Source organism: Nonomuraea sp. NPDC049158 (genome assembly GCF_040648335.1).
GTDB lineage: Bacteria > Actinomycetota > Actinomycetes > Streptosporangiales > Streptosporangiaceae > Nonomuraea.
Genome location: NZ_JBEZDM010000031.1, coordinates 26,825 through 49,220 on the forward strand (window position 1 = coordinate 26,825; position 22,396 = coordinate 49,220).

The 22,396-nt window shown below is 70.7% G+C and carries 20 protein-coding genes; 12 read left to right on the forward strand and 8 right to left on the reverse strand.

Annotated elements, in window-relative coordinates; genetic code table 11:
• Nucleotides 1–38 precede the first annotated feature (38 nt).
• Nucleotides 39–908, forward strand: coding sequence for a hypothetical protein (locus AB0B61_RS43470; RefSeq protein WP_358445436.1), 870 nt, complete (start codon nucleotides 39–41; stop codon nucleotides 906–908).
• A 9-nt stretch (nucleotides 909–917) separates the two neighbouring features.
• On the opposite strand, the gene AB0B61_RS43475 is transcribed toward AB0B61_RS43470, so the two are convergent.
• Nucleotides 918–2,681: a glycoside hydrolase family 15 protein gene (locus AB0B61_RS43475; RefSeq protein ID WP_358445439.1), complete on the reverse strand. Its 1,764-nt coding sequence runs from the start codon at nucleotides 2,679–2,681 to the stop codon at nucleotides 918–920.
• 113 nt (nucleotides 2,682–2,794) lie between these two features.
• Complete coding sequence (locus AB0B61_RS43480) at nucleotides 2,795–3,397, reverse strand: hypothetical protein (protein WP_358445441.1); 603 nt, start codon at nucleotides 3,395–3,397, stop codon at nucleotides 2,795–2,797.
• Between the two features lie 63 nt (nucleotides 3,398–3,460).
• Between AB0B61_RS43480 and AB0B61_RS43485 the strand changes: the two genes are divergently transcribed.
• Nucleotides 3,461–4,894: a PLP-dependent aminotransferase family protein gene (locus tag AB0B61_RS43485; RefSeq protein WP_358445444.1), complete on the forward strand. Its 1,434-nt coding sequence runs from the start codon at nucleotides 3,461–3,463 to the stop codon at nucleotides 4,892–4,894.
• Between the two features lie 10 nt (nucleotides 4,895–4,904).
• Here the strand turns inward: AB0B61_RS43485 and AB0B61_RS43490 are convergent, their stop codons facing one another.
• Nucleotides 4,905–5,519, reverse strand: a complete 615-nt coding sequence (locus tag AB0B61_RS43490; protein WP_358445447.1) for a trimeric intracellular cation channel family protein — start codon at nucleotides 5,517–5,519, stop codon at nucleotides 4,905–4,907.
• An 11-nt stretch (nucleotides 5,520–5,530) separates the two neighbouring features.
• The gene (locus tag AB0B61_RS43495; RefSeq protein ID WP_358445450.1) at nucleotides 5,531–7,009 is read right to left on the reverse strand and encodes an oligopeptide:H+ symporter; all 1,479 of its coding nucleotides are present in this window, start codon (nucleotides 7,007–7,009) and stop codon (nucleotides 5,531–5,533) included.
• 128 nt (nucleotides 7,010–7,137) lie between these two features.
• Here AB0B61_RS43495 and AB0B61_RS43500 point away from each other — a divergent pair, with 128 nt between their 5' ends.
• The 3 genes from AB0B61_RS43500 to AB0B61_RS43510 all read left to right on the forward strand — a co-directional run bounded on the left by AB0B61_RS43500 (nucleotide 7,138) and on the right by AB0B61_RS43510 (nucleotide 10,757).
• The gene (locus tag AB0B61_RS43500) at nucleotides 7,138–8,973 is read left to right on the forward strand and encodes an AMP-dependent synthetase/ligase (RefSeq protein WP_358445454.1); all 1,836 of its coding nucleotides are present in this window, start codon (nucleotides 7,138–7,140) and stop codon (nucleotides 8,971–8,973) included.
• A gap of 66 nt (nucleotides 8,974–9,039) precedes the next feature.
• Entirely contained in the window at nucleotides 9,040–10,131 is a 1,092-nt protein-coding gene (locus AB0B61_RS43505) for a hypothetical protein (RefSeq protein ID WP_358445457.1), read from the forward strand.
• 146 nt (nucleotides 10,132–10,277) lie between these two features.
• Nucleotides 10,278–10,757, forward strand: coding sequence for a hypothetical protein (locus AB0B61_RS43510; RefSeq protein ID WP_357649421.1), 480 nt, complete (start codon nucleotides 10,278–10,280; stop codon nucleotides 10,755–10,757).
• Between the two features lie 57 nt (nucleotides 10,758–10,814).
• Here the strand turns inward: AB0B61_RS43510 and AB0B61_RS43515 are convergent, their stop codons facing one another.
• Nucleotides 10,815–11,069 (reverse strand): Atu4866 domain-containing protein, encoded by a 255-nt coding sequence (locus AB0B61_RS43515; RefSeq protein WP_358445460.1) that lies wholly within the window; start codon nucleotides 11,067–11,069, stop codon nucleotides 10,815–10,817.
• On the opposite strand from AB0B61_RS43515, the gene AB0B61_RS43520 reads away from it, so the two are divergent.
• From AB0B61_RS43520 to AB0B61_RS43530, 3 genes are all read left to right on the forward strand, one after another.
• The gene (locus AB0B61_RS43520) at nucleotides 11,011–11,790 is read left to right on the forward strand and encodes an aminoglycoside phosphotransferase family protein (protein WP_358445463.1); all 780 of its coding nucleotides are present in this window, start codon (nucleotides 11,011–11,013) and stop codon (nucleotides 11,788–11,790) included. The genes AB0B61_RS43515 and AB0B61_RS43520 overlap by 59 nt on opposite strands.
• Nucleotides 11,791–11,886: 96 nt before the next feature.
• Nucleotides 11,887–12,876: a GTP 3',8-cyclase MoaA gene (gene moaA / locus AB0B61_RS43525; RefSeq protein ID WP_358445466.1), complete on the forward strand. Its 990-nt coding sequence runs from the start codon at nucleotides 11,887–11,889 to the stop codon at nucleotides 12,874–12,876.
• Between the two features lie 105 nt (nucleotides 12,877–12,981).
• Entirely contained in the window at nucleotides 12,982–13,800 is an 819-nt protein-coding gene (locus AB0B61_RS43530) for an NTP transferase domain-containing protein (protein WP_358445469.1), read from the forward strand.
• Nucleotides 13,801–14,114: 314 nt separating this feature from the next.
• Here AB0B61_RS43530 and AB0B61_RS43535 read toward each other — a convergent pair whose 3' ends face one another.
• The gene (locus AB0B61_RS43535; RefSeq protein WP_357958553.1) at nucleotides 14,115–14,429 is read right to left on the reverse strand and encodes a DUF3099 domain-containing protein; all 315 of its coding nucleotides are present in this window, start codon (nucleotides 14,427–14,429) and stop codon (nucleotides 14,115–14,117) included.
• A 97-nt stretch (nucleotides 14,430–14,526) separates the two neighbouring features.
• Here AB0B61_RS43535 and AB0B61_RS43540 point away from each other — a divergent pair, with 97 nt between their 5' ends.
• Complete coding sequence (locus AB0B61_RS43540; RefSeq protein WP_358445472.1) at nucleotides 14,527–14,739, forward strand: dodecin; 213 nt, start codon at nucleotides 14,527–14,529, stop codon at nucleotides 14,737–14,739.
• 102 nt (nucleotides 14,740–14,841) lie between these two features.
• On the opposite strand, the gene AB0B61_RS43545 is transcribed toward AB0B61_RS43540, so the two are convergent.
• Both AB0B61_RS43545 and AB0B61_RS43550 read right to left on the reverse strand, forming a co-directional pair.
• Entirely contained in the window at nucleotides 14,842–16,197 is a 1,356-nt protein-coding gene (locus AB0B61_RS43545) for a metallopeptidase TldD-related protein (RefSeq protein ID WP_358445655.1), read from the reverse strand.
• A 59-nt stretch (nucleotides 16,198–16,256) separates the two neighbouring features.
• Nucleotides 16,257–17,750 carry a TldD/PmbA family protein gene (locus AB0B61_RS43550; protein ID WP_358445475.1) on the reverse strand — a complete coding sequence of 498 codons (1,494 nt, stop codon included), beginning with the start codon at nucleotides 17,748–17,750 and terminating at the stop codon, nucleotides 16,257–16,259.
• Nucleotides 17,751–17,827: 77 nt separating this feature from the next.
• Here AB0B61_RS43550 and fabG point away from each other — a divergent pair, with 77 nt between their 5' ends.
• The 3 genes from fabG (at nucleotide 17,828) to AB0B61_RS43565 (ending at nucleotide 22,381) form a co-directional block, all read left to right on the forward strand.
• Nucleotides 17,828–18,523 (forward strand): 3-oxoacyl-ACP reductase FabG, encoded by a 696-nt coding sequence (gene fabG, locus AB0B61_RS43555; protein WP_358445478.1) that lies wholly within the window; start codon nucleotides 17,828–17,830, stop codon nucleotides 18,521–18,523.
• Between the two features lies 1 nt (nucleotide 18,524).
• Nucleotides 18,525–19,289, forward strand: a complete 765-nt coding sequence (fabI, locus tag AB0B61_RS43560) for an enoyl-ACP reductase FabI (protein ID WP_358445481.1) — start codon at nucleotides 18,525–18,527, stop codon at nucleotides 19,287–19,289.
• 137 nt (nucleotides 19,290–19,426) lie between these two features.
• Nucleotides 19,427–22,381, forward strand: coding sequence for a hypothetical protein (locus AB0B61_RS43565; RefSeq protein ID WP_358445483.1), 2,955 nt, complete (start codon nucleotides 19,427–19,429; stop codon nucleotides 22,379–22,381).
• Nucleotides 22,382–22,396: the final 15 nt, after the last annotated feature.

Here is a 22,396-nt window from a genome sequence, read left to right on the forward strand (position 1 = left end):
CACGTATACGGACGAAACGGACAGAGGGGACACGGTGCGTGAACTTGTTCAGGCGTGACCGGGAGCCCTCGCGACGCTCGATCGAGGACACCGACCTCGACTCCCTGCTCGGGCTCGTCGCCGATTCCCTCGGCTTCACCTGCGACTTCGCCGCCGACGGTGCCTCGCTGACGCTGAGTGGCGGCAGGGAGATCCTGGTCAGGCTCACCGGGCTGCGCCGCGAGGCGGGCCGCAGGCCCAGGGACGACTGGCCGATGCTGGTCTCCGAGCACCTCGCCAACGCGGTCGCGGCGGCCGACGAGCTGCTCGACGTGTGCGACCTCGACCAGGTCAAGCCGCTGCTGCGGACCCGCGTCGAGGCGGTCGACGAGGTCGCCGACCTGACCAGGGTGATCGGCCGCCACATCAACGGCGACCTGGTCGAGCTGCTCACGGTGGGCTCCAGGCCGGTACGCCCCGAGGAGGCCGGCTGCTGGCCCGTCCCGTCGGGCCGGGCGCTGGAGCTGGCCGTCACGAACGTCGGGCGGGACGAGCGGCTGGAGATCGAGTCCATCGAGCTGTCGGGCACGCCGGTGTGGCGCCTGACCAGCCGGACCCCGGCCGCCGCCACCCATCTGCGCTGGCTCGGCGACTATCTGCCGTTGCCCGCCGACGGGGTGCTGGTGGTGCTGCCGGATCCGTACACGCTGATCGTGCACCCGGTCGACGGGATCGGCGTGGTGCGGGCCCTGGAGCGGCTGCGCGTGCACGCCGTACGCACCGACGGGCTCAGCCCGCAGGTCTACTGGTGGCACGAGGGGCGGCTGACCCTCATCAGGGCGGACATCGTCCTGCAGGACGGCCTGGCCCGACTCGTGGTGGCGCCGCCGCCGGAGTTCGCCAAGGTGCTGGCCCGGCTCGCCGCCTGAACCATCAGATCAGCACAGCCGGGAGAGCGCGCGGGCCGCGTGCACCAGGGGGACGTGGCTGAACGCCTGGGGGAAATTTCCCACCATACGGTCGTATCGCGGGTCGTACTCTTCGGCGAGCAGCCCCACGTCGTTGCGCAGCGCGAGCAGCCGCTCGAACAGCCGTGTCGCCTCCTCCTTGCGTCCCTGCATGGCCATCACCTCGACCAGCCAGAAGCTGCACGCCAGGAACGCGCCCTCGCCGCCGGTCAGGCCGTCGACGTCGTTGTCCTCGGCCACCGGGTAGCGCAGCACGAAACCGTCGGACATCAGCTCCTTCTCGATGGCCGCCACTGTGCCGAGCACGCGCGGGTCGTCGGCCGGCAGGAAGCCCACCATGGGCATGAGCAGCAGCGAGGCGTCGAGGGCCGTCGAGCCGTAGTACTGGGTGAAGGTGTTGCGCGTGGGGTCGTAGGCCTTGTCGCAGATCTCGGCGTGCACGACGTCGCGCAGTTCCCGCCACTTGTCGACGGGGCCGGTCCTGCCGAACCTCTCCACGTACTTCACGGCACGGTCGAGCGCCACCCAGCACATCATCTTGGAGTGGGTGAAGTGCCTGCGCGGGCCGCGTACCTCCCACAGCCCCTCGTCGGGCTCGTCCCAGTGCTCGGCCACGTAGTCGAGCAGCTGACGCTGGATCGCCCAGGCGCGGTCGTCGGCGGCCACGCCGGAGGTCCTGGAGAAGAACAGGCAGCTCATCACCTCGCCGTAGACGTCCAGCTGAAGCTGGTTGACGGCGTCGTTGCCGATCCTGACCGGGCGGGAGTCCTCGTAGCCGTCCAGCCACTCGAGCTGCGTCTCCGGCAGCCGCCGCTCGCCCGCGACGCCGTACATGATCTGCAGGTCCTGCGGGCGGCCCGCGATCGCGCGCAGCAGCCACGCCCGCCAGGCGGCGGCCTCGTCCAGATAGCCGGAGTTGATCAGGGCGTCGAGCGTCATCGTCGCGTCGCGCAGCCAGCAGTAGCGGTAGTCCCAGTTGCGCACCCCGCCCAGGTCTTCGGGGACGGAGGTGGTGGGCGCGGCCACGATGGCGCCGGTGGGGTCGTAGATGAGGCCCTTGAGGGTGATCAGCGAACGGACGACGGCCTCGCGGTAGGGGCCTTCATAGGAGCATTTGGCCACCCATTCGGTCCACATCGCCTCGGTCTCGGCGAGCTGGGTCTCGGCGTGGATCTGCGACGGCATCGGCTGATGCGATGGGTGCCAGGTGAACACGAACGGCAGCCGCTCGCCCTCCTTGATGGTGAAGGTGGCGCGGTGGGCGTAGTCGCCGCCCTTGAGCGGGACGGGGGAGTGCAGCCAGATGGAGTCGGGGCCGCCGATCGCCTGCAGGTGGCCGTTGGTGCGGCGCACCCACGGCACGATCCTGCCGTAGTCGAAGCGGACTCTGAGCTGCGTGGACATCTCGACCGTGCCCGAGACGCCCTCGACGATGCGGACCACGTCGGGGTTGCGGTCACGCGGCGGCATGAAGTCGATGACGCGGACCGTGCCCGTCGGGGTGTCCCACTCGCTCTCCAGGATGAGCGTGTCGGGGCGGTAGCGCCGCCGCGTGGCGGGCCGCCTGCCGGTCGGGCCGAGCCACCAGTGGCCGTTGCGCTCGCTGCCGAGCATGGCCGCGAAACAGGAGGGGGAGTCGAATCTGGGCAGGCAGAGCCAGTCGATGGAGCCGTCTCTGCCGACCAGGGCCGCCGACTGCATGTCCCCGATGAGCGCATAGTCCTCGATCCGCATGTATCGACGCTACCGGCGGAAGGGCGATCTCGCGGCCGCTCCGCGCACGTCGCGTCGAGAGCGGGCACGGCCGCGAGATCAGTCTTGGAGAGCCGGCGGGCGAGCGGCCGGGGTCACGACATGGGGAACCAGCGGGTGAGCAGCTGGGTCAGCGGGCCGATGGCCAGCGCGAAGATCAGGGTCCCGACGCCGACCGTGCCGCCGAGCAGCCAGCCGGCGGCCAGCACCATGATCTCGATGAGGAAGCGGGCGAGCCGGAGCGACAGGCCCAGCCGGGTCAGGCCGGTCATGATGCCGTCACGCGGTCCCGCGCCCATCCCCGCGCCGATGTACAGGACAGTGGCCAGGGCGATCGACAGCACGCCGAGCACCAGGTAGAGCCAGCTCGCCGCCCAGTGCGTGGCGGTGGGCAGGACGGAGAAGCCGGCGTCGGCGAACAGGCCGACGAACAGGACGTTGCTGATCGTGCCGAGGCCGGGCTTCTCCTTCAGCGGGATCCACAGCAGCATCACCAGCACGCCGACCACGAGGATGATCGTCCCGACCGACAGGCCCGTCCGCATGGCCAGGCCCTGGTGCAGGGTGTTCCACGGGGCGTTGCCCAGCCCGGACACGAGCTGGAAGGCGATGCCCAGCCCGTACAGCGCCAGGCCGCCGTAAAGACGCAGGAGGCGGACAGGGAGGGTATTCGGGCGTGGGACGGTCGCTTCGCTCATAGTGGTCCTAGAGTGGCAGGGATGCGGCTTGCCAAAACAGGGCCAATCCCGGAAAGTGGCCTTATGAGGCATTTGTCGGCGACTCAGGTGGCCAGGCTGGTGGACGTCCCGGCGGGCGCCCGGCCCTATTACCGCGCGCTCGCCGACTCCGTGCGCGCGCTCATCATGGACGGGCAGCTGCCGGTGCGGGTGCGCCTGCCCGCCGAGCGTGACCTGGCCAAGACCCTGGAGGTCAGCCGCACCACGGTAACGGCCGCCTACGACCTGCTGCGCGAGCGGGGCTACCTGGAGAGCAGGCAGGGTTCGGGGAGCTGGACCGCGCTGCCGGACCCGGCCATGTCGGCGGACAACCCGTGGCTGTCCGTCGACGGCGACGGGCTCATCCCACTGCACTGCGCCGCCCCGCCCGCGCCGTCGGCGCTGGCCGAGGCCATGACCGAGGCCGTGGCGGACCTGCCCAGGTACGGCATGGGCCACGGCTACGACCCGATGGGCCTGCTCGCGCTCAGGGAGCGGATCGCCGCCCACTACACCGGCCGCGGGCTGGCCACCAGGCCGGAGCAGATCCTCGTCACCACCGGCTCCCAGCACGCCATCCAGCTCGTGCTGGGCCTGCTCGTCGGCGCGGGCGACCCGATGCTCGTCGAGTCGCCCACCTACCCGCACGCCATGGACGTGGCCCGCCAGCGCGGCGCCAGGATCGTGCCCGTCGGCATCTCGCACGAGGGCTGGCAGGCAGACCTGCTCTCCTGCGCCATGCGCCAGTCCGCGGCCCGGCTGGCCTATCTGATGCCCGACTTCCAGAACCCGACCGGGGCGCTCATGGACGACGCCACCAGGGCCGCGATCGCCGGGGCCGCCAGGCGTACCGACACCGTGCTGGTGATCGATGAGACCTGGTCGGAGCTGGCCCTGGACGAGGTGCCGCGCACGGCGCCCATGGCCGCCTTCGACACCGACAGCCGGATGATCAGCATCGGCTCGGCCTCCAAGCTGTGGTGGGGCGGGCTGCGCATCGGCTGGGTACGCACCACGGCCGCGCTGGCCCGCCGCCTGGCCGTCTACCGCGGGGCCGTGGACATCGCCAGCCCGGTGCTGGAGCAGCTCGTGGTGGCGCGGCTGTTCGACCGGATCGAGCAGACCAGGGCCGAGCGCCGCCGCACGCTGCGGGCCTCCCGCGACGCGCTCGCCGCCGTGCTCCGCGAACGGCTGCCCGGGTGGAGCTTCACCGTGCCGAAAGGCGGCGGCTCGTTGTGGGTGCGGCTGGACGGGGGCTCCTCGGTCGCCCTCGCCGACGCCGCGGCCCATCAGGGGGTACGCCTCGCGCCGGGGCCCTGGTTCGGGCTGGAAGGCACGCTGGAGGGCTACCTGCGCCTGCCGTACACGCACCCGCCCCAGGTGCTCGCCGAAGCCGTCAGCCGGATCGCGGCGGCTCACGAGCGCGGAGCCGCCGGGACCAGGCCGCGGCTGCCCGACTCGCTCATGCCGATGGTCTGAGGCGCCCGGCTCATTCCGGGGGTTTGACGCCCCGGGCGAGCGGGGCCCGCCAGTTGTAGCGCATCGCGGCGATGCGCAGGCCGAAGGCCAGTACGGCGGCGGCCAGCGTGGCGGGCCAGCCGTGCAGATCGTGGGTGTAGAGCGCGGCCATCACCGCCGAGCCGAGCGTCGCGGGGACCGCGTAGAGCTGGCGGTCGTACAGCAGTGTCGGGATCTCCCCGGCCAGCACGTCGCGCAGCATGCCGCCGCCGACCGCCGTCGTGACGCCGAGCAGGGCCGCGTGCAGGGGGCCGAGCCCGTAGTCGAGCGCCTTCTCGGTGCCCACCGCGCAGAACAGCCCGAGGCCCGCCGCGTCGAGCACCAGGATGGCGGGCATCACCTTGGCCACGTGCGGATGCCAGAAGAACACGATGACCGTGGCCGCGAGCGGCACGAGCACGTACCCGGAGCTCTGGAAGGCGGTGGGCCGGACGTTGAGGATCAGGTCGCGCACGACGCCGCCGCCCAGCGCGGTCATCTCGGCGATCACCGCCATGCCCACCACGTCGAGCCGCTTGCGTACGCCCATCAGCGCGCCCGACAGGGCGAAGACGAAGATGCCTACGAGATCGAGAATTTCCGACACGAGAGAGATTTCTACCGGAGCGGCTGGGTGTGGTGCTCCGCCATCAGTACCCGCAGCCGCCGGGTGAACACCAGCAACACCACTCCCGCCACGACCGCCGTCGAGGCCAGGAGCAGGTAGTAGGCGGGTTCGGACAGCACGTCGCTGAGCCGCCCGGTCTGGCCGCCGACCGCGTCGCCCACCGAGACCGCGATGAACCAGATGCCGAGCATCTGGCCCTTGAACGCCCGCGGCGCCAGCTTGCTGGTGACCGAGAGCCCGACCGGGCTCAGCGACAGCTCGCCGAACACCTGGATCAGATAGACCAGCACCAGCCACCAGACCGAGATCTTGCCCGTCTCGGCCAGCTTGGCCGCCAGCGCCATGACCACGAAGCTCAGACCCGCCATGAACAACGCGAACGCGAACTTCTGCGGCGTGCTCACCCGGGTCCCCAGCTTCGTCCACAGCGCCGCGAACACCGGCACCAGGAGCAGGATGAACAGCGAGTTGAACGACTGCGTGGTCGCCGCCTGGATGGGGATGCCGAACAGCGACAGGACGGTGTTGTGCTGGGCGAAGAACAGCAGCTTGCTCGGCGCCAGGTCGAAGATCATCCAGAAGATGGCGGCCGCCACGAAGAGCCAGATGTAGGCCTTCATCCGCAGCCGCTCGTCCTCGGTCAGGTCGTGGCTGCCGAGCATGATGTAGCCGAAGTAGAGCACCGGCACCGCCAGCACCACGACCGTCACCACGACCGTGAGCCTGGACAGCGTGAACGTCCCCGTCGCCACCCAGATCGCCATGGCCACCACGGTCACCGCCACCGCGAACGAGACGACCTTGACGGCCCGCGTCCCTTCGGCCGGCGTCAGCGGCAGGCCCGGCTCGTCGCCGACGCCCCTGAGGCTCTTCCTGCCCAGCGTGTACTGCAGCAGGCCCAGCGCCATGCCGACCGCCGCCGCGCCGAAGCCCAGATGCCAGCGGCCGCCCGCGGCCAGCTCGCCCACCACGATCGGCGCGAGGAAGGCGCCGATGTTGATGCCCAGGTAGAACAGCGAGAACCCGGCGTCCCTGCGCCCGTCGTCCTCGTCGCGGTAGAGCCGGCCGACCATGACCGAGATGTTCGGCTTGAGCAGGCCGGTGCCCGCGATGATCAGCAGCAGCCCGAGCCAGATGAAGAACGAGTCGCCGACCGGGAGGGCCATGCTGATGTGGCCGCACATGATGATGAAGCCGCCCAGGAAGACCGACCTGCGCGGGCCCAGCACCCGGTCGGCGATCCAGCCGCCGGGCAGCGCCACCAGGTAGATCAGCGCGCCGTAGACGCCGACCACCGCCTGCGCGGTCTGCTCGGTCATGCCGAGGCCGTGCTGGGCGGGCGAGGCCGCCATGAAGGTGGCCAGGATGGCGCGCAGGCCGTACCAGCTGAAACGCTCCCACATCTCGGTGCCGAACAGCGTCGCCAGGCCCCACGGATGCCCGAAGAACGTCCTTTCGCTCTTGGTCATGCGCCGCCCTCCTTTGTGCGCGATCCATCACTCTACGTGACGACGATGCCATGGTCTTGCCGCTACCCCGGCGGTGTGGTGCGATGCATGCCAGCTGGGCAAGTGAGTACTGACTGGAGGCGGGTGCCATGGCAGATGTCCTCGAAGTCCGGGCCGAGATCGAGCGGTTAATCGCCGGCCGTACCGTATGCGGGCAGCTCGGCGAGCTGGCCGAGCGCTACCCCGACGCGCCCGCCTACTCCGACCCCGTCGACGGCGGCTGGAACACGCTGAGTTACGGCGAGGCCAGGCAGCGGGTGCTCGAGATTGCGGCCGGATACGCCGCGCTCGGCCTCGAACCCGGCGAATCCGTCGCGCTGATGATGATCAACAGGAGCGAGCACGTGCTCGCCGACCTCGGCGCGGTGCACGCGGGCGGCGTCGGCTGCACCGTCTACTCGACGTTCGCGCCCGACCAGATCGCGTTCGTCGCCGCCGATGTGAGCGCCCGGATCGTGGTGCTCGGCGGGCCCGCCGAGCTGGCCCGCTGGCAGCCGGTGCTGGACCGGCTGACGGGACTCCGCAAGATCATCATGCTGGAGGGCGCGCCCGACGACGACCGGTTCCTGTCCTGGCCGGACTTCCTGGAGCTGGGCCGCTCCGCGCTGGCCGCGCACCCGGACGAGGTCGAGGCCCGCTGGCGCGCCGTGACCGCGGACGACGTGGCCACCGTCCTGTACACCTCGGGCACCACCGGCCGGCCCAAGGGCGTCCCCCTCACCCACACGAACGTCTTCTACGAGGTCGAGTCGACCGACCGCATCACCTCGCTGCCCCTCCAGGGCACGCAGATCTCTTACCTCACCTACGCGCACATCGCCGAGCGGGTGCTCAGCCTCTACCTGCCCCTGGTGAAGGTCTCCCACGTGTACTTCTGCACCGACCTGGCCAATCTCGGCGCCACGCTCGGGCAGGTCAAGCCGATGATGTTCTTCGGCGTGCCGCGCGTGTGGGAGAAGATGATGGCCCGCCTGCTGGCCGTCCTCGCCACCCAGACCGACGAGCAGCAGGACGCCGTACGACGGGCCATGGCCGCCGGCGTCGCCTACGTCGAGGCCGGGCAGTACGGCGGCACGCTCACCCCCGAGATCGCCGCCGCCTACGAGCAGGCCGACTCCTCACTGCTGTCCATCATCCGCGGCATGATCGGCTTCGACCGCGCCGAGTGGACCGCCACGGGCGCCGCGCCGCTGCCCGCCGAGGTGCAGCGCTTCTACGCCGGTCTCGGGCTCAAGGTCATCGACGTGTACGGCATGACGGAGACGACCGGCGCCTTCACCGGCAACAGCCCCTCCTGCTACCGCCTGGGCACCGTCGGGCGGGCGGAGCCGGGCGTCGAGGTCCGCATCGCCGAGGACGGCGAGATCCTCGCCCGCAGCCCCCTCAACACCCGCGGCTACCACAACCGTCCCGAGGACACCGCCCAGCTGATCGACGACGACGGCTGGCTGCACACCGGCGACATCGGCTCGGTCGACGACGACGGCTTCTACCGGGTCGTCGACCGCAAGAAGGAGCTGATCATCACCGCCGGCGGCGAGAACATCTCCCCGGCCGAGATCGAGAACCACCTCAAGGAGCACCCCCTCATCGGCCAGGCCCTCGCCTACGGCGACAACCGGGCCTACCCGGTGGCCGTGCTGACACTCGACGCCGAGGTGGCGCCCGGCTGGGCCCAGGCGCGCGGCATCACGTTCGGCTCGCTCGCCGAACTGGCCGAGCACTCCGCCGTGCTCAAGGAGGTGGAGGCCGCCGTCGTGGTGGCCAACGCCAAGCTGGCCAGGGTGCAGCAGGTCAAGCGGTGGGCGCTGCTCGGCACCGAGTGGACGGCCGAGACCGAGGAGCTGACGCCCAGCCTGAAGCTCAAGAGGCGGGTCATCCACGCCAAGTACGCCGACGTCATCGAGGGCCTGTACTCCGGCTGATCCTTTGCCGTTCGGGGCGTGCGTCGTGGTCCTGGTCATTACCGGGTGCTTCCTAGCGTCTCGACCATGACCAGAAGTCTTCTTCTCGTCTCGCTCGCGGCGGGGGCCCTCGCGGTGCCCATACCGGCGTCCTCCGCAGCGAGCGAGCTCGCCATTCGTGAGATCAACATCCGGCCCGCAAGCCCCGTCGTCGGGGCCGGGAACACCGTCCGCCTGGTGATCGACGTGGTCGCCAAGGGGGTGAAGGGCAAGGACGGGGTGAGCATCAAGGTGGAGCCCGGCTCCACGCCCGGCGCCACGGGCCAGCCGCCCATCACCGGCGGACCACCCGTCGGCGCCGTACCGTCGGTCCCCGGTACGCCTCCCGCCTCCTCCACGGGTACCGGGGTGCTCGCGCCCGGTCCGACGGGGGCGGCCCGGCGTGGTACGGCGGCTCCGCGCCCGGGACTCGTCGGGCACCGAGGCGCCTTGCGCGTCGCCGCTCCGGGCATCAAGCCCGCTCCGGGCGGAGAGGCCGTCGTGGATCCCGCCCAGGCCGTGGACGCCGGTGCGCGGCCTGTCGGGGAGGGGTGGCCGGCCTGGTTCGGGCCGGACATCTGGGCGTCGGCCAGGCGGCCGCAGCCGCGGCCCATCACCGTGGAACCCGCGCTGCCGTTCATGCCGGAGTGGCGGACGGTGCCGGTCGGGATGCGGATGCTGGACGGCTGGCAGACCTGGCGGTTCCTGCCCGACAAGGTCCTCACCCGCTTCTACCCGTCGGGCACCTGGACGATCACCGCCACCGCGACCGGCGACGACGGGCAGAGCGTGACGCGCAACCAGACGTTCCAGCTCAAGCGGGAGACCAAGATGTCGTCCGTACGGGCGGAGAAGGCGGGCGGCGCCGACTCCGTACGGCTGCGCGGCTCCCTGACCAGGGTGGACCCGCGCGGCTACGAGGACTACGCGCCGTTCGCGGACCAGCAGGTGGAGATCCTGTGGCGCGCGGAGGCCGAGGACACGTGGGAGCGGGCGGCGATCGCGACCACCGGCGAGACGGGCGACTTCGGCAGGACGGTGCGGGGCCGCAACGGCGGCTACTGGCGGGTCCGCTATCTCGGAACCGACCATTACGCCCCAAAGGTCTCAAAAATCCATGAAAGCGGGATAAACACCTAAAAACGGTGTCATAAACCCCGTCGGGTGAATTGTCGTTGCAAGATTGTGATCGGGGCTTTCGCAACTTTTCCTTTCCCCAACGCGTCAATGGCGTTGACGTGCTCTGTCCTTGGGGCGCGTTCTACCACGGGGAAGGAAGTTCATTCATGATGCGACGTCTCGCCGCCGGACTGGCCGCGGCAGCTCTGGGCGCCACGGTCGTGGCGACCGCCGCCACTCCGGCGCTGGCGGAACCCGAGCCCGACGGTGGTCACACCGCCCTGCAGTTCGACGCCAACCCCGAACCCGCCTGGCGCGGCAAGCCCCTCAACCTCGAGGGCAAGCTGTCGGTGCAGTGCGAAGAGGACTACATCAGCGGCTTCGTGTCCGTCCACCACGCCGACTACTGCAAGGAGTCGGAGTCGTGGCACCGCCTCGGCTGGAAGCGGATCTCGATCCTCTTCAAGGCCGACGGCAGCGGCCGGTGGGAGTACGTGGAGTCGGTCCGGACCAGCCGTGACGGCTACTTCTCCACCCGCGTCCCGGCCTACACCTCGGGCACCTGGAAGGCGGTCTTCGAGGGCGCCGAGTGGCTCGACGGCTCACAGGCCACCGACTGGGTGAAGGTCGTCGGCCGCCGCCACTGACCGTACGCGGCTCGAGAAATGCCCGGTCCCCGGCACGGGGGCCGGGCATTTCTGTATTCAGGCTTTCCGGTAGAGCACCAGATGCTCGTGAGAGAGGACGCCGTCGCGGATATCGCCCGTCGCGGTGAACCCGGTGTCGTCCACATAGTCCAGATGGGCGCCCGTCACGGTGTAGCGGCCGGTGTAGGCAGCGCTGTTCCTAGGTGCGCGCCACCCAGGCAGAGGGACGCGGTGATGGCGTAGAGTCCCGCGAATGATCGAAGAGCCGTTGGCGGGCGGCGGGGTCAACGAGGTCGTCCGGGTGGGAGACACCGTCCGGCGGCCGACCGGTCCCTGGACGCCGGCCGTACACCGTCTGCTGGATCACCTCGCCGCGGCCGGGTTCGACGGGGCGCCCCGCGCGTACGGGCTGGACGAGGCCGGCCGGGAGATCCTCGACTTCGTCCCGGGCGAGGTGGCGCACTACCCGCTGCCCGCCTACGCCTGGAGTGACGCCGCGCTGGAGGCGCTGGCCGTACTCATGCGGGCTTATCACGAGGCCACCACCGGCTTCGCGGCGCAGGACGCCGAGTGGTACTTCCCGGCGCGCGAGCCGTTCGAGGTCATCTGCCACAGCGACATCGCCCCCTACAACTGCGTCTACCGCGACGGCCTGCCGGTGGCGCTCATCGACTTCGACACCGCCCATCCCGGGCCGCGCCTGTGGGACGTCGCCTACGCCGCCTACCGGTTCGTGCCGCTGTCGGCCGTCGGCAACGGCGAGGCCGTGACGTCGGTGACCGAGCAGGCCAGGCGGCTCCGGCTGCTCGCCGACGCCTACGGCCTTTCCGGCGAGGAGCGTACGGCGCTGCCCGAGGTGGCGGCCGAACGGCTGCGGGCGATGGTCGATCACATGCGGCGGCAGGCGGCGGCCGGGAACGAGGCGTTCGCCGCCCACCTGGCCGACGGGCACGCCGACCTCTACCTGACGGACATCGAACACCTCACCCGCCACGCCACCGAGTTCCGGAACGCCCAGCGAGGAATCACCTGATCGCGAACCGCGTTGTCCTCCGGTGAGTTGCCGGGTTTGGGAGCGGCCGGAAGACCGACATAGGCTGGGCTCTGGCGACGGATTGGAGGTGACGCCATGTTGCGAGACTCGTTCGGACGGGTGGCGACGGATCTACGGGTGTCCCTCACGGACAAGTGCAACCTGCGCTGCACCTACTGCATGCCGCCCGAAGGGCTCGACTGGCTGCCCAACGCCCAGCTCCTCACGGCCGATGAGATCGTCAGGCTGGTCACCATCGGCGTCGAACGGCTGGGGATCACCGAGGTCCGCTACACCGGCGGCGAGCCGCTGCTGCGCCGCGAGCTGCCCGACATCGTCGGCCGCACCGTGGCGCTCGATCCCAGGCCGCAGGTGTCGCTGACGACCAACGGCATCGGGCTGGCCCGGCTGGCCGGGGTGCTCGTCGAAGCCGGCCTCGACCGGGTGAACGTCTCACTCGACACCCTCGACCGCGACACGTTCAAGCGGCTCGCGCACCGCGACAGGTTCGACGACGTCATCGCCGGGCTCAGCGCCGCCCACGAGGCGGGCCTGCGCCCCGTCAAGGTCAACACGGTCCTGATGCGCGACATCAACGACCACGAGGCCGTGCCGCTGCTGCGCTACTGCCTCGACCAGGGCTACGAACTGCGCTTCATCGAGCAGATGCCGCTCGACGCCCAGCACGGCTGGAGTCGCGAGAACATGGTGACCGCCGACGAGATCCTCGCGATGCTGTCGGCCTCGTTCGACCTCACGGCCGACGATCTGGAGGATCGCGGCAGCGCCCCCGCCGAGCGCTTCCTGGTGGACGGCGGCCCCGCCCGGGTGGGCGTGATCGGGTCGGTGACACGCCCGTTCTGCGGCGCCTGCGACCGCGTACGGCTGACCGCCGACGGGCAGATCCGCAACTGCCTGTTCGCCACCGAGGAGTCCGACCTGAAGACACCCCTGCGGGCCGGCGCCTCCGACGAGGAACTCGCCGCTCGCTGGATCGCCGCCGTGTCGCGCAAGCGCGCCGGGCACGGCATCGACGACCCGTCGTTCCTCCAGCCGTCCCGCCCGATGTCGGCGATCGGCGGCTAGCCCTCTTAGCCGTACGCCGTACGGAGCTGCTTGCCCGTATCCGTACGCGGTGCGGGCGCTGCCCCGCCGACCGAGAGCCGTGGCCGGGGTGCGTACCGTGGGGGCGTGACGATCGGCGGAGAGTACGACGCGGTCATCCTGGCCGGGGGACAGGCGCGGCGGCTGGGCGGTCTGGACAAGCCCGGCTTGAGTGTCGGGGCGCGGGCGATGATCGAGGGCGTCGTCCTGGCGGTCTCCGGAGCCCGCAGGGTGATCGTGGTCGGCCCCGAACGCCCCCTGCCAGGAGTGTCGTTCGCGCGGGAGGATCCGCCGGGCGGCGGGCCGGTTCCGGCGTTGCGGGCCGGGCTGCGCGAGGTCACGGCCCCCCGGGTGGTGCTGCTCGCCGGAGATCTCCCGTACCTCAGAGCCGGACACCTCGCCGAGCTGCTGCGCGCCTCGGATACGGGTGCCGGCCATGCCGGGGGCGGGGTGGTGGCGGTGGACGACGGCGGGCGGGAGCAGTGGCTGCTGAGCCTGTGGCCTGCCGAGAGGCTGCGCCGAGCGCTGGAGGGCTACTCCGGGCGCTCCCTGAGAGGACTGCTCGGACCGCTCGTCCACGCGCGCGTCGCGCTGCCCGGCCGGCCGTGGTTCGACTGCGACACAATGGACGATCTAGAGGAGGCTCGCATGAATGTGCTGAACGAGTGGACCGCCCTGGCCTGCCAGGAGCTGGGCATCGACCCGGCCCGCGTCGACCGGGACCTGATCCTGGACCTGACCAAGGAGGTGGCGCACGGCGTCGCCAGGCCCGCCGCGCCGCTGACCGCCTATCTGCTGGGGCTCGCCGAGGGCGCCGGCACCGCGCCCGAGGACGCCGTCGCCCGGATTACCGCGCTCGCCAAGAACTGGGGCGCGGCCACGGCCGAGACGCTGACCGAGAGTTGACACTCCAACGAACTGTTGGTGTCAAGCCATGCTCAAAGTTGCCAATTTCCTGACAATAATGAGCGGCACAGAGCGTAAACGATTTTGGGAAAGCGGCCCTACCCAACAGGGTTCCGGGGCATGGGACTGATCGTCCGAGTGAGAGTTTCCCCAGGAAAAGGGCGACGCCGGGTGGTTACGGGGGCAAACCACCCGGCGTCGCTTCATCGGCGTTCCGACGGGGGCCCGGAACGCCGGCACCAGCACTCCGACGGGGGACCGGAGCGCTTGCCTAAAGCGTACACCTACAACCCATGGGATGCGTCAAGACTTAGTCACGACCCGATCTCGCGTCGATGCCTTGGTATCTCGCTTTGGTTAGCTTCCGGTGTGTGAAAGGTAGGGGGAGGGGCATCCCTGCCCCTCTCATTGGCCCCGATTACGGCTATGTATGGCAAAAAGACGGCCGCGGCGATGAACAGCAGCCGGTACGGCACGGGCACCGGGACGACCACGGCCAGGATCAGGCACAGCGTGCGGATCCCCATCTTGATGAGGTAGCTGATCTCCCGCCGGTGGATGTCCGAGCTCAGCGACGGTTTCGCGTCCGTGACCTGGTGGACGTCCTGCTTCTTGCGCCACCCCTTCATGACATCCACGGTAGACCCCGGGTGCGCCGCCCGCGACAGCGGCCAGGGACGGCGGCAGCGGTCATGCGATCATGGCCTTCGAGTAAGGAGTGTGGAGATGACGGATCGTACGTACCGGGTGACCGAGATCGTCGGCACGTCGGGGGAGAGCATCGACCAGGCCATCCGCAACGGGATCAGACGCGCGTCGGAGACGCTGCGGCACCTCGACTGGTTCGAGGTGACGGAGGTCCGCGGGCACATCGACGCGGGCGAGGTGGCGCACTTCCAGGTCGGCATGAAGGTGGGCTTCCGCCTCGAGGACTCCTGACGGCCCCGGCGAGCACGCGAGCACCGCTGAGACGGCCACGAGCGCGCCCAGGTGAGTCCCGGACGCGCTCGTGGCCCTACAGCCGGTGCTACGGCGAAAGGGTCAGCTCGCCTGGCTGACCGTGGACATGTTGAAGTCCGGCACCCTGATGGCGGGCATCACGGTACGGCTGAAGTAGTCGCCCCACTCGCGCGGCAGCGTCTGCTCGCTGGAACCCACCTCCGACACCCGCCCCAGCAGGTCGACCGGGCTCTCGTTGAACCGGAAGTTGTTCACCTCGCCCACGACCTCGCCGTGCTCGACCAGGTAGACCCCGTCACGGGTGAGCCCGGTCACCAGCAGCGTCTGCGGATCGACCTCGCGGATGTACCACAGGCACGTGAGCAGCAGGCCGCGCTCGGTGCCGGCGATCATCTCCGTCAGCGAGCGCCCGTCGCCGGGGGCCCGCACGATCAGGTTGTCGATCGAAGGGGTGACCGGCAGCCCGCTGAGCTCGGCCGAGTACTGCGTCTGCCGCAGCGCCGTGAGCTGCCCGTCCCGCACCCACTCGGTCGCCGACAGCGGCAGGCCGTTGTCGAAGATCGAGCTCTCGCGGCTGGAGGCGTGGGCGACCACGAACGGCGCGCACTCGATGCCCGGGGCGGCCGGATCGCTGACGAGCGTCACCGGCAGCGTGGCCAGTCGCTCGCCGACGCGGGTGCCGCCACCCGGCTTGGCGAACACCGAGCGACCGTCCAGCGCGTCCCTGGCGCCCGCGGACCAGTACGCGTAGACCATCAGGTCGGCCACCGCGCTCGGCGGCAGCAGGGCCTCGTAGCGGCCCGCGGGCAGGTCCACCCGGGTCTTGGCCCACTCGAGGCGCTGCGCCAGCGACGCGTCGAGCGCCGCCACGTCCACGTCGGAGAAGTCGCGGGTGCCCACGCCCGTCCAGGCCGAGCGCTTCAGGTCGGCCGACTTGGCGTTGAGCTCCAGCCGCCCGGACGGCTGGTCGTGGCGCAGCCGCAGCCCGCTGGAGGTGGCGAGGAACGTCGAGTTCAGCGAGTGCTCCGCGAAGCCGTACAGCCTCCTGCCGCCCGCTTCCGCGGCGGCGAACGCGTCGCCGAGCGCGGGCGCGAACCGTTCGAACACCCCGATGTCGGTCGGGGTCACCGGCTCCGCCCACGAGGCGCTCGCCGGCAGGCCCTCGACCAGCGGCCGCGCGTCCTCGGCCGGCTGCGCCTCGCGCGCCGCCCGGTCGGCCGCGGCCACCACGTCGGCGAGCTGATCCGGCCGTACGGCGGCACGGGAGACCACGCCCACACCCTGGCCCGCGATCGAGATCACGGTCAGCTGGGCGGAGCGGGCCACGCCGTTGGTCGTGAGCGTGTTGCCCGCGAACCGCAGGTTGGCCGTGGACCCCTCGTCCACGAGCACGACGCATCCGTCGGTGGTGGACAGCTCCAGAGCCTTCTCCACCATGTCCTGCGGAGAGATCTGGACCGGCAGACCGGCATGGCCCGCCCCGGATCGCTGCTCGCTCACTTTCCACCCTCCTGCACGGTGTTGAGGATCCGTACGCCCCTGAACAGGCCGGACGGGCAGCCGTGGCTGACCGGCGCGACCTGGCCCGGCTGACCCTTGCCGCAGTTGAAGGCGCCACCCAGCACGTAGGTCTGCGGCCCGCCGACGGCCTCCATCGACTGCCAGAAGTCCGTCGTGGTCGCCTGGTAGGCGAAGTCGCGCACCTGCCCGGCCAGCCGGCCGTGCGAGATCCGGTAGGCCCGCTGGCCGGTGAACTGGAAGTTGTAGCGCTGCATGTCGATCGACCAGCTCTTGTCGCCGACGATGTAGAGACCCCGCTCGACCCGCGAGATGAGCTCCTCGGTCGACGGCCCGCCGGGCGCGGCGGCCAGCGAGACGTTGGCCATCCGCTGGATCGGCATGTGCCCCGGCGAGTCGGCGAACGCGCACCCGTTGGACTGCCCGAACCCCTTCATCAGCGCCATCCGCCGGTCGAGCTGGTAGCCGACCAGGATGCCGTCCCTGACGATGTCGAAGCTCTGCCCCTGCACGCCCTCGTCGTCGAAGCCGATCGTGGCCAGGCCGTGCGTGACGGTCCTGTCGCCGGTCACGTTCATCACCGGGGAGCCGTAGACGAGCTCGTTGAGCTGGTCGAAGGTGGCGAAACTGGTGCCCGCGTAGGCGGCCTCGTAGCCGAGCGCCCGGTCGAGCTCGGTGGCGTGCCCGATCGACTCGTGGATGGTCAGCCACAGATTGGACGGGTCGATCACCAGGTCGTGGTCGCCCGCCTCCACCGAGGGCGCGGCCAGCTTCTCCGCCAGCAGCGCGGGCAACTGGGCCAGCTCATCGGCCCAGTCCCAGCCGGTGCCCGTCAGGTATTCGTAGCCGCGGCCCACCGGAGGCGCGATCGTCGACATGTCGTCGAATCCGCCGTTGGCCGCCTTCATCGCGTTGAGCTTGGGATGCACGCGTACCCGCTGCTGCGTGGTGACCGTGCCCGCCGTGTCGGCGTAGAACTTCTGCTCCTTGACCTGGAGCAGCCGGGCCGAGACGTGGTCGGCGCCCTTGAGCAGCCCGGCCGACCAGTCGGCCAGCAGCGCCACCTTCTCCGCCGACGGCACCTCGAACGGGTCGACGTCGTAGGCGGAGACCCACACCACCTCGGCGTGGACCGGCTCGGGGGCCAGCTCGATGGGCTCCCGGTTGATCGGGGCGCTCACCTCGGCCACCCGGATGGCCTGCTCGGCCACCTTGGCGGCCGCCTCGGGCGTGAGATGGATGCCCGCGGCGAAGCCCCACGTGCCGCCCTTGACGACGCGGACCGCGTAGCCGAGGTCGTCGGCGTCCATGGCTCCTTCGAGCCGGGCGTCGTAGAGGCTGAGCGACTCGGCTCTCACGCGTTCCAACCGGAAGTCGGCATGCTCGGCACCCAGGTCACGGGCGCGTTGCAGGGCGGCGTCCGCCAGCTGCCGCATCGGCAGCTCCAGGAAATCGGAATCGATCTGGCGCATGTCCACGATCCTAACCCTGCGATCTTGTATCCCCCGGACAAGTGCATACCCGCCGGTAGGAGATAGCGTCAGGTGTCATGGCACGCTCTGTACTCGTCACCGGAGGCAATCGCGGCATCGGCCTCGCGATCGCCCGTGAACTAGCCGCGACCGGCGACGCCGTCGCGGTCACCTATCGATCGGGAGAGCCGCCGGAGGGGCTGTTCGGCGTCAAGTGCGACGTGACCAGCATGTCCGACGTGGAAGCCGCCTTCGACAAGGTCGAGGCCGAGCAGGGCCCGGTCGAGGTGCTGGTCGCCAACGCCGGCGTCACCAAGGACACGCTGCTGGCGATGATGAAGGAGGAGACCTTCACCGACGTCATCGACGCCAACCTGACCGGCGCCTACCGCGTGGCCAAGCGGGCCATCAGGCCCATGATGAAGCTCAAGCGCGGCCGCGTCATCCTCGTCTCCTCCGTCGTCGCCCTGTCCGGCTCGGCCGGCCAGACCAACTACGCCGCCTCCAAGGCGGGCCTCATCGGCTTCGGCCGGTCCATGGCGCGCGAGTACGGCTCGCGCGGCATCACCGTCAACGTGGTCGCGCCCGGATTCGTCGCCACCGACATGACGGCCGACCTCGACGTCGAGGCCATCACCAAGAACATCCCGCTCGGGCGACAGGCGTCGCCGAGCGAGGTCGCGCGCGTCGTCCGCTTCCTGGCCGGCGACGACGCCTCTTACATCACCGGGGCCGTGATCCCGGTCGACGGCGGACTCGGAATGGGGCACTGACGTGGGAATTCTCCAAGGCAAGCGGATCCTGGTGACCGGCGTGCTCACCGACGCGTCGATCGCCTTCTCGGTGGCCAAACTGGCCCAGGAGGAGGGCGCCACCGTGGTGCTCACCGGGTTCGGCCGGTTGAGCCTGGTCGAGCGCATCGCCAAGCGGCTGCCCGAGACACCGCCGGTGATCGAGCTCGACGTCCAGAACACCGAGCACCTCGACACGCTGGCCGACCGGGTCGGCGAGCACGTCGACGGCCTCGACGGCGTCGTCCACTCCATCGGCTTCGCCCCGCAGAGCGCCCTGGGCGGCAACTTCCTCAACACCACCTGGGAAGACGTCGCCACGGCCCTGCACATCTCGACCTACTCCTACAAGTCGCTGGCCGTGGCCTGCCTGCCGCTGATGAAGGAGGGCGGCGCGGTCGTCGGCCTCGACTTCGACGCGAGCAAGGCGTGGCCGGTCTACGACTGGATGGGCGTGGCCAAGGCGGGCCTGGAGTCGTGCAACCGCTATCTCGCCCGCGACCTGGCCAAGCAGAACATCCGCGTCAACCTCGTCGCCGCCGGGCCGCTGCGCACGATGGCGGCCAAGTCGATCCCGGGCTTCAAGGAGTTCGAGGACAGCTGGCCGGAGCGCGCCCCGCTGGGCTGGGACCTGTCCGACACGGTCCCCGCCGCCAAGGCGTGCGTGGCGCTGATGTCCGACTGGTTCCCCGCCACCACGGGCGAGATCGTCCATGTGGACGGTGGCGCTCACGCGATCGGCGCGTGATACCAGGCTGAACGGGCTAGTACGTTGGGCGACGCCGCACAGGCGTCGCCCTTCTTATTTCGCTGAGGCTTATTTCGCTGAGGCTTGTCATGGTGAGGCCCTGGCATGGAGGGCGGGCGAGCGCGGATGCTGGTGCGATGGGGCGCTGGCTCAAGAACCCGGCAAGGCTGAAGACGCTCAGCCGGCTGAAGAACCCGTGGGTGCTGGGCGCGGTGGCCAGTATCGGTGCCGGGGTCCTGCCCCTGGTGGTGCCGGGGGAGTGGCCGCTGGTGTGGCGGGCGCTGATCGCGGTCGTGGCGGCCGCGTTGGCCGGCGCCAGCGGATCGTACTTCGGCGTGGTGCTGACCCGAGCCGAGGACGCCGCCGCGGCCATCGAGGCGCTGCACTTGGTTCTGGACCCGCTGATCCACCACCCGCAGGGCCCGGCCGGCGGAGAGCGCAGCGTGTTCGAGCTGCTGCTGCCCCAGTCGTGCCCCACCCCCTTCTGGGGGCGGCGTGGCGAGCGGGACTGGTTGTGGGCCTGGTGCCAGGAGGAGGCGGTGCCGGGCCTGCTGGTGGTGGACGGGCCGGGCGGGTGCGGCAAGACCCGGCTGGCGTTACGGGCCGCCCAGGAGGCCGCCGCGGACGGGTGGGTGGCCGGCTGGCTGCGCGAGGGCAAGGCCGCCGACCTGGTCGACGCGGCCGCGGCGGTGGCCGACTCCCAGGTACTGGTCCTGGTCGACAACGCCGACATCCGAACCGACCTGGCGAGCCTGCTGGGCGCACTGGCGCGCTACGAGGGGCGGGCCCGGCTGCGGGTGGTGCTGATCACCCGGCACGGCGTCGAACTCGGCCAGGCGCTGCAATCTCACCTCCCCGAACAACACGCCCTGCTGGTGAAGAGCGCCCCGGTGATGTCGCTGCTGCCGCTGGGGGAGGCCTCCGACCTGATCCGCTGGTACGGCGAGGCCGTCCGCGCGTTCGCGGCCGCGCGGGCGACGCCGGCGCCCCCGGTCTCGGACACGATCGCGCCGGTCCGGGAGGGCCAGACCATGGTCGAGGTGCTGACCCAGGCGATGGTGACGGTTTTGCGCCAAGCCGCGCCGACCGGCTCACCCGCGCCCCTGGACGAGGTCGCCGGCGTACTGTTCGAGCACGAGGCACGCTGGTGGCGCGGCACCGCCGCACTGGACCGGTGGGCGGTCGGCCCGGTCACCGACCTGCTGCTGGCCCGCATCGTCGCCGCCCTGGCCCTGTTCGCCCCCGCCGATGAGCCGGACGCCATCGGGGTGCTGAGGCGCGTCCCTGAATTGGCCGACGCCCCCGCCGAACGGGTCACCAACCTGGTCCGCTGGGCTCACTCTCTCTACCCGCCCGCCACAGGGGCGGGAGTACGTCTCGGCCCGAACCTGCTGGCCGACTGGTTCATCACCACCAGCCTGACCCGTACGGAGGGCGACCGCCATTTCGCCCGCCACCTGCTGAACGACCCGACCGAGGAGCAGGCCGCCCGGATCCTGACCCTGCTGGCCCGCGCGGGCGAACATCACCCACCCGCCCGGCTGCTGTTCGAGCAGCTGCTGGGCGGCGACCCGGTACGGCTGGCCCGCCACGCCATCTACGCCGCCCTCACCACCGCCACGAACCGTCGCGAGCTGGACCACACCACCGCCACCGCCCTTGCCGCCGCCGACCTCGACCCCGACACCACCACCCGGCTTCTGCGGCTCACCCCCGCGTACGCCTTGCCCCGCTGCGCCCTCACGCTGACCCGCCGCCGCCTGCATGGCGCCCGCGCCACCGGCACCCCACCTGAACTCGCCGACGCCCTGACCGACCTCGCGGCCGCGCTGGAGCGGGTGGGTGAGCACAGGGAGCAGGTGCTGGTGACCCGGGAAGCGGTCGGCCTGCGGCGCGGGCTGGCGGACGGCACCCCCGCCCGCCGATTCGACCTCGCCGATGCCCTGGGCAACCTGTCGGTCGCGCTGAACGGGGCAGGTGAGCCTCGCGAGCAGCTGCTGGCGGCGCGGGAAGCGGTCGATCTGTGCCGTGAGCTGGCGGACGGTGCCCCCGCTTATCGGCGCGACCTCGGCCGAGCCCTGGGCAACCTGTCGGTCGCGCTGCACCGCGCGGGTGACCCTCGCGAACAGCTACAGGTGGCACGGGAAGAGGTCGACCTGCGACGCGGGCTGGCGGACGATCACCCCACCCACCGGCCCGGTTTCGGCCGATCACTGATCAGGCTCGCGGGCGCGCTGCACCAGGCGGGTGAGCATCGCGAGCAGCAGCTGCTGGTGGCGCGGGAAGCGGTCGGTCTGTGCCGTGAGCTGGCGGACGGCGACCCCGCCCTCCGGCCCACCCTTGCCCACGCCCTGATCCACCTGTCGGCCGCGCTGAACCGGGTGCGTGAGCATCGCGAGCAGCTGCTGGTGGCGCGGGAAGTGGTCGGCCTGTGCCGTGAGCTGACGGACGGCAACTCCGCCCACCGATTCGACCTCGCCGAGGCCCTGATCGAATGTACGACCGCGCTGAACCGGGTGGGTGAGCACGGCGAGCAGTTGCGGGTGGCGCGGGAAGCGGTCGGCCTGTGCCGTGAGCTGGCGGACGGCAACCCCGGTTGTCGGCCCGCCCTCCGCCGAGCCCTGGGCAACCTGTCGGTCGCGCTGCACCGGGTGGGTGAGCACGGGGAGCAACTGCGGGTGGCACGGGAAGAGGTCGGCCTGTGCCGTGAGCTGATGGACGGCAACGCTTACCGGTCTGACCTCGCCGATGCCCTGGCCAACCTGTCGTTCGCGCTGCACCAGGTGGGTGAACACCACGAGCAGCTGCGGGTGGCACGGGAAGCGGCCGGCCTGTGCCGTGAGCTGGCGGACGGCAACCCCGCCCACCGCCGTGTCCTCGGCGAAGCCCTGGGCAACCTGTCGGCCGCGCTGGACCGGGTGGGTGAGCACGACGAGCAACTGCGGGTAGTACAGGAAGCGGTCGACCTGTACCGGGAACTCGCCGCCCACGACCCCGAACTCTTCCACCAGGCGTACGTCGACAACCGCGCCACCCTACGGCAGCTACGGCCTCAACATGGCGACCAAGACGACATCACCTTCAACCTGTGACGCGTCGCTCGCCGG

Excerpts from the sequence above, each read along its gene's own strand:
- AB0B61_RS43565 (WP_358445483.1), top strand. The coding sequence starts at position 19,427 with ATGGGGCGCTGGCTCAAGAACCCGGCAAGGCTGAAGACGCTCAGCCGG.
- AB0B61_RS43550 (WP_358445475.1), bottom strand. The coding sequence starts at position 17,750 with ATGCGCCAGATCGATTCCGATTTCCTGGAGCTGCCGATGCGGCAGCTG.
- AB0B61_RS43520 (WP_358445463.1), top strand. The coding sequence starts at position 11,011 with ATGATCGAAGAGCCGTTGGCGGGCGGCGGGGTCAACGAGGTCGTCCGG.
- fabG (WP_358445478.1), top strand. The coding sequence starts at position 17,828 with ATGGCACGCTCTGTACTCGTCACCGGAGGCAATCGCGGCATCGGCCTC.
- AB0B61_RS43475 (WP_358445439.1), bottom strand. The coding sequence starts at position 2,681 with ATGCGGATCGAGGACTATGCGCTCATCGGGGACATGCAGTCGGCGGCC.
- AB0B61_RS43485 (WP_358445444.1), top strand. The coding sequence starts at position 3,461 with ATGAGGCATTTGTCGGCGACTCAGGTGGCCAGGCTGGTGGACGTCCCG.
- AB0B61_RS43500 (WP_358445454.1), top strand. The coding sequence starts at position 7,138 with ATGGCAGATGTCCTCGAAGTCCGGGCCGAGATCGAGCGGTTAATCGCC.
- AB0B61_RS43480 (WP_358445441.1), bottom strand. The coding sequence starts at position 3,397 with ATGAGCGAAGCGACCGTCCCACGCCCGAATACCCTCCCTGTCCGCCTC.
- AB0B61_RS43505 (WP_358445457.1), top strand. The coding sequence starts at position 9,040 with ATGACCAGAAGTCTTCTTCTCGTCTCGCTCGCGGCGGGGGCCCTCGCG.
- AB0B61_RS43540 (WP_358445472.1), top strand. The coding sequence starts at position 14,527 with ATGACGGATCGTACGTACCGGGTGACCGAGATCGTCGGCACGTCGGGG.
- AB0B61_RS43545 (WP_358445655.1), bottom strand. The coding sequence starts at position 16,197 with ATGGTGGAGAAGGCTCTGGAGCTGTCCACCACCGACGGATGCGTCGTG.
- moaA (WP_358445466.1), top strand. The coding sequence starts at position 11,887 with ATGTTGCGAGACTCGTTCGGACGGGTGGCGACGGATCTACGGGTGTCC.
- AB0B61_RS43495 (WP_358445450.1), bottom strand. The coding sequence starts at position 7,009 with ATGACCAAGAGCGAAAGGACGTTCTTCGGGCATCCGTGGGGCCTGGCG.
- AB0B61_RS43510 (WP_357649421.1), top strand. The coding sequence starts at position 10,278 with ATGATGCGACGTCTCGCCGCCGGACTGGCCGCGGCAGCTCTGGGCGCC.
- AB0B61_RS43535 (WP_357958553.1), bottom strand. The coding sequence starts at position 14,429 with ATGAAGGGGTGGCGCAAGAAGCAGGACGTCCACCAGGTCACGGACGCG.